The organism is Ensifer sp. ENS03 (assembly GCF_014852035.1).
In the GTDB taxonomy this organism is placed as follows: Bacteria; Pseudomonadota; Alphaproteobacteria; order Rhizobiales; family Rhizobiaceae; genus Ensifer; species Ensifer adhaerens.
Window position 1 is genome coordinate 109,473 of the sequence record NZ_JACVAV010000008.1, and the last position, 12,982, is coordinate 122,454.

At 54.5% G+C, this 12,982-nt stretch carries 12 protein-coding genes; all 12 read left to right on the top strand.

Annotated features, from left to right (window positions below; genetic code table 11):
• Positions 1–4 precede the first annotated feature (4 nt).
• The 12 genes from IB263_RS24500 (at position 5) to IB263_RS24555 (ending at position 12,981) form a co-directional block, all read left to right on the top strand.
• Positions 5–322 carry a MocE family 2Fe-2S type ferredoxin gene (locus tag IB263_RS24500; RefSeq protein ID WP_127890676.1) on the top strand — a complete coding sequence of 106 codons (318 nt, stop codon included), beginning with the start codon at positions 5–7 and terminating at the stop codon, positions 320–322.
• A gap of 49 nt (positions 323–371) precedes the next feature.
• Positions 372–1,598 (top strand): NAD(P)/FAD-dependent oxidoreductase, encoded by a 1,227-nt coding sequence (locus tag IB263_RS24505; RefSeq protein ID WP_192439156.1) that lies wholly within the window; start codon positions 372–374, stop codon positions 1,596–1,598.
• A 46-nt stretch (positions 1,599–1,644) separates the two neighbouring features.
• A complete protein-coding gene (locus IB263_RS24510; protein WP_192439158.1) occupies positions 1,645–2,442 on the top strand; it encodes a 3-methyl-2-oxobutanoate hydroxymethyltransferase in 798 nt (265 codons plus the stop codon).
• 81 nt (positions 2,443–2,523) lie between these two features.
• On the top strand, positions 2,524–3,342 hold the full coding sequence (locus tag IB263_RS24515) for a sterol desaturase family protein (RefSeq protein ID WP_192439160.1): 819 nt from the start codon (positions 2,524–2,526) through the stop codon (positions 3,340–3,342).
• A gap of 135 nt (positions 3,343–3,477) precedes the next feature.
• The gene (locus IB263_RS24520) at positions 3,478–5,412 is read left to right on the top strand and encodes a glycosyltransferase family 2 protein (RefSeq protein ID WP_192439162.1); all 1,935 of its coding nucleotides are present in this window, start codon (positions 3,478–3,480) and stop codon (positions 5,410–5,412) included.
• Between the two features lie 426 nt (positions 5,413–5,838).
• Complete coding sequence (locus tag IB263_RS24525) at positions 5,839–6,693, top strand: bifunctional 2-polyprenyl-6-hydroxyphenol methylase/3-demethylubiquinol 3-O-methyltransferase UbiG (protein WP_246811078.1); 855 nt, start codon at positions 5,839–5,841, stop codon at positions 6,691–6,693.
• Positions 6,694–6,710: 17 nt separating this feature from the next.
• Positions 6,711–7,760, top strand: a complete 1,050-nt coding sequence (locus tag IB263_RS24530; protein WP_192439164.1) for a hypothetical protein — start codon at positions 6,711–6,713, stop codon at positions 7,758–7,760.
• 20 nt (positions 7,761–7,780) lie between these two features.
• The gene (locus tag IB263_RS24535) at positions 7,781–9,058 is read left to right on the top strand and encodes a capsule biosynthesis protein (protein ID WP_192439166.1); all 1,278 of its coding nucleotides are present in this window, start codon (positions 7,781–7,783) and stop codon (positions 9,056–9,058) included.
• 8 nt (positions 9,059–9,066) lie between these two features.
• Positions 9,067–9,720, top strand: a complete 654-nt coding sequence (locus IB263_RS24540) for an ABC transporter ATP-binding protein (RefSeq protein WP_192439168.1) — start codon at positions 9,067–9,069, stop codon at positions 9,718–9,720.
• A gap of 38 nt (positions 9,721–9,758) precedes the next feature.
• Entirely contained in the window at positions 9,759–11,030 is a 1,272-nt protein-coding gene (locus IB263_RS24545) for a capsule biosynthesis protein (protein WP_192439170.1), read from the top strand.
• An 89-nt stretch (positions 11,031–11,119) separates the two neighbouring features.
• Positions 11,120–12,166 (top strand): hypothetical protein, encoded by a 1,047-nt coding sequence (locus IB263_RS24550; RefSeq protein ID WP_192439171.1) that lies wholly within the window; start codon positions 11,120–11,122, stop codon positions 12,164–12,166.
• Complete coding sequence (locus tag IB263_RS24555) at positions 12,163–12,981, top strand: ABC transporter permease (protein WP_371814201.1); 819 nt, start codon at positions 12,163–12,165, stop codon at positions 12,979–12,981. Before IB263_RS24550 ends, IB263_RS24555 begins: the two co-directional genes overlap by 4 nt.
• Position 12,982: the final 1 nt, after the last annotated feature.

A 12,982-nucleotide genomic window follows, 5' to 3' on the forward strand; every position in this document is an offset into this window, starting at 1 on the left:
AATCATGAACGGAAACTGGGTTGAAGTCTGCGCAGCGGACGAAATCGACGAAGAAGATGTTATCCGTTTCGATCACGACGGACGCACCTTTGCTGTCTACCGCAGCCCGGACGACGAGTATTTTGCCACCGACGGGCTCTGCACCCACGAGCATATTCATCTCGCCGATGGCCTCGTGATGGACGACATCATCGAATGTCCGAAGCACAACGGCCGCTTCAACTACAAGACCGGCCAGGCCAAGGGCGCGCCCGTTTGCGTCAACCTGAAGACCTATCCGGTGAAGGTCGAGGCCGGAAGCGTGTTCATCGCGCTCGGCTGAAGCCGCTCTCGATAGGATTGGGCCCGCCGCGGCGGGCAGGGAGGTTGAGATGGGTTCTATCGTCATCGTGGGCGCCGGCGAATGTGGGGCAAGGGCCGCCTTTGCCCTTAGGGAAAAGGAATACGACGGCAAGATCACACTGATCGGCGCAGAACCGCATCTTCCCTATGAGCGGCCGCCTCTTTCGAAGGAAGGGCTCAAGGCAGAGGTAGCACCGAAATATGTCGCTGATGCCGAGCGCTACGCGGCAGCAGGGATCGAAGTGCTGACGGATATCCCGGTCATGGCCATCGATCGCGCCGATAAGCGCGTGACCCTCGCAGACGGAAGCAGCATAGCCTATGACCGGCTGTTGCTGACGACCGGTGCCCGGGCGCGAACCATCGCCGGTATAGATGAGGTGTCACGGCGCATCCGCACGCTTAGAACCCATGCCGATTCTGAAGAGATCCGCCGCGCACTTGCGCCCGGTCGCAAGCTTGCGATCATCGGCGGTGGCTTCATCGGCCTGGAGCTCGCCGCAACGGCGCGCCGGCTCGGTGCTGCCGTATCGCTTATCGAAGGGTTGCCGCGCATCCTTTCGCGCGGCGTGCCGGAGGAGATCGCCGCAATTGTTGCCGCGCGGCATCGTGCAGAAGGCGTCGACATACGATGCAACGCGAAGATCGAACGTATCGACGCGGACGAAGGCCATGCGCGCGTCGTTCTCGCCGGCGGCGAGACAATTGAGGCCGATCTCGTCGTCGTTGGCATCGGCGCGGTCCCGAACACGGAGCTTGCAGCCGTCGCCGGCCTTTCGATCGAGAACGGCATTGCGGTCGACGCGACGCTTCAAACCAGCGACCCGGATATCTATGCCGCCGGCGATTGCTGCTCTTTCCCGCTCTGTCACTATGGTGATCGTCGGATACGTCTTGAGGCGTGGCGCAATGCGCAGGATCAGGGGACGCTCGTTGCCGGCAATCTGCTCGGCGGGGGCGAGGCGATCACCAGCGTGCCATGGTTCTGGTCCGACCAGTATGATCTGACACTGCAGATCGCGGGGCTTGCCGAGGGTGCTGCAACGACCGTGCGGCGCGAACTTACCGACGACGCCTTCATTCTTTTTCATCTCGACAATACCGGTCGGCTGCTTGCGGCTTCCGGCATCGGACCGGGCAATGCGATCGCGCGCGACATTCGGCTTGCAGAAATGCTGATTGCAGCCCGAAAACGACCGGATCCGCAGGCGCTCATCTCGCCCGAAACCAAGCTCAAAGCACTCCTCGCCGCCTAGAGTGAGCGGCAAATCATCCTTCTTTCATGATCTCCGGAGCCTTCTCATGAAAAGCCACCGTCCGACCGTTGCCGATCTCTTGTCGATGAAAGGCAAGCGCCAGCTCACCATGCTGCGCGTTGAAACGCTGGATGAAGCCGAAGCGGCCGAAACCGCCGGCATCGATCTCGTTTCCGTTCCCCCGACGCTCTTAGGGCCGGAGTTTCGCGAGGTTGCGCCGACCTGCTTTGCCTTTCCGGGCCTCGAATATGGCGACTACGTCACGGCGGAAGAGTACATGCGTGCAGCCTTCAAGGCGCTGAAGGCCGGCGGTGACGCGGTCTATTGTGCTGCAGGACTTTCCACCGTCCGGCGGATGCGCGAGGAGGGCATTCCCGTCTGCGGCCATGTGGGTCTCATCCCCTCCAAGGCCACCTGGACCGGCGGATTTCGCGCCGTCGGCAAGACGGCCGCGAGTGCGCTCGAGATCTGGCGACAGGTCAAGGCGCTTGAGGAAGCCGGCGCCTTCGCGGCAGAAATCGAGGTCGTTCCGGGAGATGTCGCTGGGGCGATCAGTGCCAGAACCTCGATGCTGATGCTTTCGATGGGAGCGGGTTCCGGCTGCGACGCCCAGTATCTTTTCGCGGCCGACGTGCTCGGCAGCAATCGCGGCCACGTACCGCGCCACGCCAAGACCTATCGCACCTTTGCCGCCGAATACGACCGGCTTCAGCGCGAACGGATCGCCGCGTTCTCGGAGTTTGCCGAGGATGTGCGCTCGGGCAGGTATCCGCAGGAGGGCCACCTCGTCGGCATTGACGGAGCTGAACTGCGCGCATTTCTGGCTGAACTTGAGCGCGGCTAAGGCTGTACGTCTTGCGCGGAAGAGGGTGCTTGGTATAGTCCACGCGCCAGTTCAACTTTTCTTTCCGCGACGGATCACGATTTGAGCGCCCTTCTTCAGGACAGTCTTACCTTTGTCGGCTTGCTGGCTGCGATTTATGCAGCGACGGTGGCGCTGTACTTCATCCTGGGTTACGGCATCACCTGGCTCAACGATCGCAACCCCGAGCGCCGCATCCAGAAGGGGCGGCGCGGCGAGAAGCGCAAGGCCATCGAGATCCGCCAGAGCATGGCCTCGATCCTCGTGACCTGCACGTCGGTCGCGATAGGACTTTTCGTCCAGTACAAGGGATGGACCCTGTTCTCGCCCTGGGAGTTCAGCTGGTGGGCGGCCGTTCCGCTGTTCGTGCTCTGCATGGTGCTCTTCGACGCCTGGTTCTATTTTGCGCACCGGCTGCTGCACACCAAACTATTCTATAAGTACCACCTGCTTCATCACCGCAGCGTCGCGCCGACGGCCTGGAGCAACGACTCGATCGGCCTGGTCGACACCGCCATGAGCCAGGGCTATTACGCCGTCGTCACCTTCTTCGTGCCGTTCCCGCCGATCATCCTCCTCGTGCACCGGTTGTTCGACCAGATCAACGGCACCTTCGGCCACGCCGGCTTCGAATACTTCGCCTCACGCACCGCGCGCTATCCTTCGCCGATGCTTTGCACGACCTATCACGACCAGCACCACGCCGAATTCAAGTACAACTACGCCAACTACTTCTCGTTCTGGGACCGCGTGATGGGCACGGTTGCGCCAAACTACGATCGACGGGTACAGACATTTGAGAATGAGGCGCCTGCGGTCACCCTGAAGCGACCGCTGCAAGCTGCTCCCGCACAAAGCACGGCCGCTAATTTGGATCGGTAATCCCCGATAGGCAGGATCATCGTCGCCGATAGGCCTGTGAGGTGATTTTCCTGCACCGGAAGTAATCTGCGAACCGGGCGATTCTATCGCCAACTGCATGCCGCCGTAGCCGCTTGAACTGCAGAGAAGAGAATTATGGCTGACGCTAAAAAGGTCGAATTTAAAGTTCAGCTCAAAGCTGCGCCAAGTTACTATGCCAACCATCCCGTCATTCTAACAGTTAAAGATCCTAATCATCGGTTGGGTTTGCGGCCTCGTTTGGGGTTGCATCGTAGAGGCAGGGTGCCTGCCACTGTTTTTCGATCTTTTCTGGTAAATGCCAAAGGACGAGGACGGTTTTATGGATGGATGCCGGTTCAATTCGACGGCGTTACGCTTATCGCAGATGAAGCGACCGCGGAAGTGTGGGCAGACGTTGATCCGGGAATAACCATCCGTCGACTTTCATTGCTGGAAATCGGGCTTCGGCTGGTGCTGCAACGACCGTTGTTCATGCTTCGTGTGCTCCGCCTCTTATTAGCGTTCAACTTGAAAGGCGCGACCTTCCGCTTTGCCCGGCAGGTAGATGCTATGTCCGCACCGAGCTATAGCGAGTGGATCGGAGCGCAGCAGGCAGCAGAGCGCGCGGAGCTGCCTGACACGCTACCTACCAACTGGCCTACGAAGCCCCTTGTTGTCGTTTCGATTGTGGGCGACATTGAGGAGGCCATCGCTCAAACTCGAGCGTCACTGATTGCGCAGACTTGGCGTCACCACGTCGAGATATCGCCTGACAAAGTCGCCAACATCAAAGAGCGGGATGCAGTTCGACCGCTTTTATGGATGCGAGTTCCCGCAGGCATGCGCCTGGCCCCACGTGCGCTGGAAGCGCTTGTGCGTCCATTCGCATTATCGCAATCGGTGGTCGCGGTTTATTGCGATGAAGATCGCCTCACCAAACGTGGTCGCCGGGTTGAGCCATTCCTCAAGCCGGCTTGGAACCCACCGCTTGCCAAATCCGGTTGGCTCGCATTAGACGGCGCACTCATCCGAGTGGCGGACCTACCGGACGAGCTCGATCTTGAGGCAATGCCGATGGGAGAGGTGATCGCCAAGGCTGCAAATGGTCGCCGAGACGCAGTGTTTCACATACCACGCGTACTTTTGCATAGAGACGCTCCACGCCAACGTGTCTCCGGACCAGCGCGGCTCCCATCGGAACCGCTTGAGCTACCTCATGTGAGCGTTATAATCCCGACGCGTGATCGCGCGGACCTGCTTGAAGCTTGCCTAAGGGGGCTTTTTGAAAGCACCAGCGGTGTAGTTCTAGATGTTATTGTCATCGACAATGATAGCAGTGATCCCAAAACGCTGGCTCTCATGGAGCGATATCGGGAGGTTGGTAAAATTCGTCGCTTGCCCCTCCCCGGAGAGTTCAATTTCTCAAAAGCGTGCAATATCGGCGTGGGCGCGTCGCGCTATGAACTTATCCTCCTGCTAAACAACGATGTCGAGCCATTGCAGCCGGACTGGCTTGCTAAGCTTGCTCGGGAGCTGGACGATCCAAGTACCGGAGCTGCTGGCAGCTTGCTATTTTTCCCCGATGGTTACGTTCAACACGGGGGCGTAACGCTCGGAGCGGGAACGGTAGCCCGGCATACTTTCCATTTCCTTCACCCAGAATCAGTCGAGGATCATGGTCTCCTTCGCGAACGAAGAGAGGTCTCAGCGGTTACTGCCGCATGCCTGCTGACTCGAAAGAGCCTCTGGGTGCAGACCGGAGGTATGGATGAGAACAATTTAAAGGTGGCGTTCAACGATGTGGACTACTGCGTCAAAGTGCGCCAGGCGGGCTCGCAGATTGTATGGACACCCCAAAGTGTTCTCGTGCATAAAGAATCGGTATCCCGCGGTGCGGACAACACACCCGAGAAGTTGCGTCGTTTCGCGGCAGAAGAACGGACCGTGTATCAACGCTGGGGCGATCTTTTGCGGAATGATCCGTATCATAATCCGAATCTATCGCTTATCGCTGAGGATTATGTACTTGAGGCCTATCCACGCGATCTATCGCCGAGAACGTCTCAATGATCTGCCTTAGAAGATAGTGTCACAAGGCCGATCGCAAGTCCTTGTGAGGCTGCCAAGCGGATGACCGGTCTTGGATGGAGACAGAGAGTCACATCAAATTCTATTTCGCGGCGCGTCGAAGGGGCCGGACGAGTTTCTCAGGTGGAAGTCGACAGCAGGATAGTGGATTCTGCTGATGTTTAAGTCCCGGATCCTTCACCTTCACCTGCTAGTATGTGGGCTGATAGGGTGGCGTTGCGAATCAAGATGCCCAATGGAGGACTGATTGTTCGCGATAACAACCCGGCCTAAGGGAGGTCGGGGATGCGCTAGCCGTGCTCGCGGCTCGGGCAAGCAAAATTTTGTTTGACGCGATCCTAATTGCCATCGCAGAGAGCCGTTTCTATAAGCTCAGTTAAGCAAACTGCCGCTCCCACAGGAAAGAATATGTTTCAGTTTTGGAAAAAATGGAGAATACGGCGAGACGCGTCGATGACGCCGGGCAACCTTGTCACAACCAAGATTGTCGACCGGGTATTCGACCAATACTCGAAAAGTGTTCCTAGCGATCAGAATGCGATCGACGCATTGCCTGGATGGAATTCCGCGTTCCCTGCAGAGGCCGGAGTGACGGCTGGCACACATCCACTTTTCGCGGACGGCAGGATCGAGTGGGCGCTTGCCCAGTTCGGTTCGATAGAAGGACGAAAGCTGCTTGAAATCGGTCCGTTGGAGGGCATGCATACCTACATGCTCGATCGGCAACGCCCAGCAAGGATCGACGCTGTAGAGGCGAACCAACTGTGCTTCCTACGCTGTCTAGTAACCAAGCAAATTCTCCAGCTCAACAGTGCCCATTTTTATTTAGGAGATGCTCAGCGATGGTTGGAAGAGCAAGAAATTCGCTATGATCTGACCATAGCGTCCGGCGTACTCTATCACATGCATGAACCCGCTGAATTTTTGGTTCAGTTGGCGCGGCGGACGGATAGTGTTTTTATCTGGACCCATTTCTTCCTCGATGAGGTGATGCCGGAAGGCGACGTTCGAAGACTTCCATTTAGTGGTAAGGTAGAGCGCCGTGTCGTCAACGATGTCCCGGTGCGCTACTACGAACGAGGGTACTTCAGCGCAAATTCGAACAAATCGTTTTGTGGAGGAATGAGGGACCGTCACTATTGGATGCATCGCGACGATATCCTTCAGCTCCTGCGCTCCTTGGGCTTTCAGCGGTTGGAAATCGCTCACGAGGAACTAGACCACAGTGGAGGCCCCTGTTTCTGTTTATTTGCTCAGCGATAGATCAGGGGAACTGTGAGGTGCTTTTCAATCTCGAGCGTGATTTTGGGGACGTAGTCGAAGGTTACGTGATACCTGATGGGTTTTCCGAAAGACCCCATATCGTTGTCGCCGATCATCAGGGCGCAATCGTCACCTTGCCTTGTGATCAATTGCGCCCCGCGGTTGTTGCGTCGGGACGCCATGAAACCGGCGAGGTGGGTTTTCGTTTGGATGAAAGTAACGTGCCGAACTTGGGTCAGCGCACAACCCTGTCCGTCCATGACCAAAAATCAGGCTTACTGGTTTATCGCCGTCCAAGGCCCTTTTTTCAGGTAGATATGAAGGTCATCCGACTTGAGACGCAACTTCTCCCAATGATTAAGCTTGATCAATATTTAGGCGGGTCATTTCAATACGCTCTGCAAAGCGTCGAACGCTTCGGACACGAGACAACACTACAAGCGTTTCACCTCAACGCTGTCGATTCGATCTATCTCAGCGGCCGTCTGCTCTTGCGTAACTACCAGCAGTTCTTTGACAAGGGTTTTAAGGGGATCGTTCTGCTGACCGACCCGTACTATGAGTTGGCCACGCGCATAGCAATCCTCAAGCGCATGGCTCGGTCTACGCCTAAGTTCTTGGGAGATCGAGATAGACTAATGCTGAACCCTGCCGCGCAGTTTTTTGAAGATTTGGATTTGGACGATCCAGCAGCGATCAATCGTTCGCTCAGAAAGGCACCCGAGAAAGTCAGGAACGTTTTGATCTCTCCTACAACGCGACAATTGGCCTGTTCGACGCCCGAGCAACTTCCCACCCGACGGGAGATCGCTGCGGCCATCGATTTGCTCTCTCGTTTTGAAATCGTTGGGCACAATAACGACACACTCCCATTTGCAAATGCGATCAGCGAACTCTTGGGCGTTGAGACTAATGGTATGCTGATCGCAGAGCCTCATGTGTTGGTCGAACGTTTGGCCGGAACACTCCGGACCATGCCTATCGCGGAGCTGCTTCTTGAAGATGATCTGATTTTTGACTACTACGTGCGGCAGGCCACACAGCTACGCCATTCGCAACTTAGCTGAGGTTTTCAGAAGCGCGCCGAATGATTGAATCAAAGCCAAAAGAACCGCGCCTGTCCTCCAGGGTTTCAGGTATGCCGGAAATCTTTCGCAAGCTGGCGCCCTTGACTCTCAAGCGCCAGTTGCGCGGCCGCGCGCTTGACGTCCTCGACAATCGTGAGATCGCGGAACCGGGCGCCGAAATAAATGAGCCCCAGACACGATCCGGCGGAAAGTCCCCCTTTGCGGTTGTCTCTTATGTCGCAGCTGTCATCCTGCCATTTTTGGCCAGTGTTCTATATTTTGCATTTATCGCTTCTGACCAATATACGGCGGAGGCACGATTCGCGGTGCGAACAATCGCGCGCGAAAGCGCGCAAGATGACGTCGACAGTGACGTGCTTTCCATGAGCAATGTGTCGCAAGACGCTTATGTAGTTACGAGCTTTATTCACTCGACGGAAATTCTGCGCCGAGTTTCCGAGAAACTTGACCTTCGCGCGATATTCGCGCGGCCTGATGCAGATTTTCTGTCTCGATTTGACACCGGAAGATCAAATGAAGATTTTCTTAAATATTGGAACGAGCAAGTCACTACGTTTATCGATGGTCCATCGGGGATAGTCACTCTCAAGGTCAGGACATTCACGCCTGCCGAGTCCGCGCAACTTGCAGGCGTAATTGTAGAGGAGAGTGAGCGGCTTATAAATGAACTGTCGGAGCGGGCGCAACAGGATGTTATCCGCCGCTTTGGCGGCGAGGTTGATCGTACAGCCGCATTGTACAAAGCCTCGCTGCAGATGATGAACCAGTACCAAAACTCAGCGGGTTTTTTGAATCCTGCGACACAGGCCACACAGACTGGAAAGCTTTTGACGGGTCTCCTGGAAAAGAAGCTAGAAATCGACTCTCGGCTTTTTGTTCTTAGACAGTCTCTTGCGGAAGAGTCGCCCGCGTATCAGCAACTGACCATTACACAGCAGAGTCTTGAAGAACAACTGCAGAAGCTTCAACAGCAAATAGCTGGATCATCCAAGGCGGATAGCAATATCTCCCAATCGCTTCTCCGCTTTTCGCAACTGGAGACCGACCGACGCGTCGCCGAAGGGCTCTATCAAATTGCACGGAAGAATTTTGAGGTGGCACAAGCCGAAGCCTTGCGCAAAGCCCTCTACGTCGTAGTCTTCGTGGAGCCCAGTACGCCTCAGGAAGCGCTCTACCCCCGCCGACTGGCAACACCGCTACTAATGCTCTTAGCGTTGACTATTGCTTGGGTTACAATTGCGTTGGCGTGGGCTTCTGTGGAAGATCATCGTTTATAGAGGTACGTATGATTCGCTTTCAGAACGTATCAAAACATTTCAAGACAGAACAACACAGGAAAGTCATCCTCGATAGGACCAATGTCGAGTTCTTGCCGGGTTACTCTTACGGTCTTTTGGGCGTGAATGGGGCCGGCAAGTCCACTACGATGAAAATGATCGCAGGGTCGTCTCTGCCGAACACGGGAAAGATTAAGAAAGACCTGCGCGTTTCTTGGCCGCTCGGCTTTGCCGGGGGATTTCATCCCAGAATGACAGGTAAAGACAATCTGAACTTTGTCGCTCGGGTCTACGGAGAGGATGTTAGGCGCGTCGCAAACTTCGTGGAGGACTTCGCCGAACTCGGAGACTACATCAATGCTCCAGTCTATACATATTCGTCAGGTATGATGGCTCGACTGGCTTTCGGCCTCTCAATGGCGATCGAATTTGATTGTTATCTTGTTGACGAAATTACAGCGGTAGGAGATGCCAGATTTCAGGAGAGGTGTCGCGTGGCGTTTGAGAACCGCCGAAAAAACTCGGATATTATTATGATATCGCATAGCATGGAAACCATCAATGCGTACTGCGACAAGGGTATGGTGTTGGTCGACGGACAGCTGCTAGTATTTGACAATGTCGAAGCGGCGGTCGAGACGTATTATCGCCTGAACCGTTAACATCTGGAATTGTTTGCAGTGAGATACACGTAGCCGGTATGAGCGAGGACACACCGAAAATCGAGGCCAAGTCGGCCTCTCCTTCAGCACTTCAGCAAAGTCGTGCTGTAGCTCAGGCTTTGGCTACCACCGCGCGTAAGCTCCGTTTCTCGACGTCTAATCGCAGCCGGCTCTACAAGGCGGTTGGATTGCGGCCAAAGCTGGCAGATCGCCTTTTCAGAGCAGCTGCAATTGCTTTAACAATTTTTGTCTTTGTAGTCCCTAATGTGGCATCGCTTATGTACTTCGGGCTGATTGCGTCGGACCAATATCAGTCCGAGGCGCGGTTTACGGTGCGCGCATCGACGCCGGCTCTAGGTAAGGATCAGCTCGGGAAGGTAACGGGAATACCGTCGGCAAAAATCGTTCAGGATACGCAGATAGTCACGAACTACGTTGTCAGCCGAGCTATGCTCGAGGCATTAGACGCGCAACTGAACGTGAGAGCTCTCTATTCGAAACCTGAGATCGATCAAATTGCGCGTTTGCCAGTTGATGTTACTTACGAGGAATTTTTGGATTATTGGAAGCGTATGGTTACCACGACGGTCAGCGCGTCGAGCGGTATCGTGACGGTAAAAGTGAAGGCGTTTTCTGGTGAAGATGCGCAAACGATTCTTCGGGCGGTGATCGGGGCCTCCGAGCGAGTTATCAACGATCTCAATTCCCGTATATGGCGCGATGTGGTTGCAACTGCACAGTCAAGTCTCGACAGAGCGAGCGAGAACCTTCAGAGCGTGCGGGAGAGGATAGCCACCGAACAGAACAGCTCTGGTGTTTTCACCGTTGAGGGCACGTCGGAGATCTTGTCGCATTTGCTGACCACCGTGCAAGGAGAAAAGCTCACGCTGGAGGAAGCGTACTCGTCGAAGCTCGAAAGCATGTCGCAGAACTCACCGCAAATGAAGGTACTCGCGCGGGAGATTGCCAGCAAGGAGAATCAGATTGAGGATCTGAAACGACAACTAGCCGGACAGGGCGGTGCGGGAACACGGAATCTTGCCGATGTCTCCGTTGAGTTCACTAAATTACAGTTGGAGCGGCAACTGGCTGAGCAGCAGTTCGCGTCAAGTATGCGGACTTTCGAGCAAGTACAATTTGTAAGTCGCCAGCAACTTATGTATCTCGACGCTTTCCTCGCTCCAAGCCTTCCCGATGATGCACAGTATCCTAAACGCTTGTTTTGGATTGTTTGCGTTTTTGGCATCTCACTCGTGGCTTGGGCCGGTTCAATAGGCCTGATTTCGATCGCGCGGACCAAACTCAGTTGATATTGCCTGGGCCGCAGAATTTACTCCTTACTCGTGTGCGAAACCTGTACCAATTCTTGGTCTACCGGATGCTTCCCAAGCCACGCGCAATGGGTGCTGCATTGCGGCCTGGCCCAAGAAAAAAGATTGAGACGGTCCTGGTTCTTTCGCAACATCCCAACCCGTCCTTCTCTTACTATCTCGAAAAGAGATTAGGGGCGCTCCGCAGCGTCCGCGTGGTCATTCGCTCCATCAATGATGGCGCGCCAAGTGATATTGAGCCAGACGGCCTGTTCGTAGTTGTTTGCCGCTATGTAAGGCCAGAACAGATTAGATGGCTTCGCGGGAACATTGATAGATTAAGCGGCATCAGTTTGTTTCTAGATGACGATATGGCGGCTATTGTCACGAGTCCCGACGTAAGCGTTCGCTACAAGTTTAAGTTGTTGTTGTTTGGAATTTTTCCGCTTCTCCGACTCAATCCTCTCTTAGACTTTGTATGGGCTTCCACTGAGCCGTTAGCCACTTCTCTTAAAACTCGAAGTTCAAATGTATTTTTGTTGCCACCGGCGCCTGATGAGGAAATCGTTTCTTTTAAGCAGGCGCGACCGTTGACAATGGCCTATCACGCTACTGGAGTGCACGTGGTGGAACATAAATTTCTTGTGCCAATTGTTGAAGCTGCGATGGCCCGCCACGGCGACCTTCATTTTGAGGTGGTTGCGTCCGGACGAAATGCTGCAGTCTGGCGCCGTGCAAGGATTGACGCTCGAAGGCTTCATATTCTGCCGGAGTTGACTTGGGCTGATTACCTTCACTATTGCGGGATGTTTAAGGTTGACATCGCCTTAGTTCCTTTGTTGCCAAACCAGGCGAACGCCTGCCGAGCAGATACAAAAAGAATAGACGTTTGTCGGTCTGGAGCGGCGGCTATTTTTTCCGAAACTGAAGTCTTTGACCGAAACCGCCAGCACGGTGAGATCCACGTTAAAAACACGTTCGAGTGCTGGATAGCCGCAATCGACGAGTTGGTGGCATCATCCGAGAAAAGGCGAACGGCTGCAGTGGCTACTAGATGTTCGCTGCAGCAGATGGTGGCCCGTAGCTCCTTAACGCTGCCTGGGCTCAGCCCACTTTCAAGAGAACCGACGAAGTGACAACCTACGCTTATCCCGAAAAAGCAAAAGATCCGACGACGATACGTTACGCATTAGCGCAAAAGACGAATGTGATGAAAGCCGTTATGCTTCGCGATATGCGTACGCGTTTTTTCAACCATGGGCTTGGCTTCCTCGTGGTGTCGCTATGGCCGCTAGGTCACATGTTTGTACTATTGCTCATATATACTATGATGGGGAGAAAGTCACCATTTGGCGATAGCCTTAACGTGTTCTTCCTCACCGGCTTGATACCGACGCTTACCTTCATGTACGTTTCTCGATTCATGTCGTATTCCATTATCTTGAATAAGCCTATGCTGGCTTTTCCGGCAGTTACGATGATAGACATTGTCTTTGCACGCGCATTTCTCGAAATAATAGCAGCCTGTTTGACGGCCTTCTTTGCGTTCTCCTTACTTGCTCTTATGGGAGAGAATCCATACCCTTTCGATATTGTCGAAGCGGCGTATGCATTCTTGGCCACGCTCCTATTGGCTGTTGGTATAGGGTCGTTGTGTGGCGTTATTAGTATGTTCTTTGAGTTTTTTGTTACGCTCTACGCGCTCTTTCTTATTATTATATATATCTCGTCCGGAACACTGTTTGTAGCTGCTTCCATGCCATCACAGTTGGCGGAAGCACTTGCTTATAATCCAGTGTTTCAGTGCGTAGAGTGGATGAGATCGGCATATTTTGAGAGCTATAGCCGGCATTACGTGGATAAGGGGTATCTTTTGTCTTGGGGTGCGGGATCTTTGTGTCTTGGGCTGCTATTGGAGCGTCTCCTGAGACGGCGCATGCTCGAGGGGTAAT

Bases quoted from the DNA above. Each gene is read 5' to 3' on its own strand.
- IB263_RS24545 (WP_192439170.1), top strand. From the start codon at position 9,759: ATGAGCGAGGACACACCGAAAATCGAGGCCAAGTCGGCCTCTCCTTCA.
- IB263_RS24525 (WP_246811078.1), top strand. From the start codon at position 5,839: ATGTTTCAGTTTTGGAAAAAATGGAGAATACGGCGAGACGCGTCGATG.
- IB263_RS24500 (WP_127890676.1), top strand. From the start codon at position 5: ATGAACGGAAACTGGGTTGAAGTCTGCGCAGCGGACGAAATCGACGAA.
- IB263_RS24550 (WP_192439171.1), top strand. From the start codon at position 11,120: ATGGGTGCTGCATTGCGGCCTGGCCCAAGAAAAAAGATTGAGACGGTC.
- IB263_RS24520 (WP_192439162.1), top strand. From the start codon at position 3,478: ATGGCTGACGCTAAAAAGGTCGAATTTAAAGTTCAGCTCAAAGCTGCG.
- IB263_RS24505 (WP_192439156.1), top strand. From the start codon at position 372: ATGGGTTCTATCGTCATCGTGGGCGCCGGCGAATGTGGGGCAAGGGCC.
- IB263_RS24510 (WP_192439158.1), top strand. From the start codon at position 1,645: ATGAAAAGCCACCGTCCGACCGTTGCCGATCTCTTGTCGATGAAAGGC.
- IB263_RS24535 (WP_192439166.1), top strand. From the start codon at position 7,781: ATGATTGAATCAAAGCCAAAAGAACCGCGCCTGTCCTCCAGGGTTTCA.
- IB263_RS24540 (WP_192439168.1), top strand. From the start codon at position 9,067: ATGATTCGCTTTCAGAACGTATCAAAACATTTCAAGACAGAACAACAC.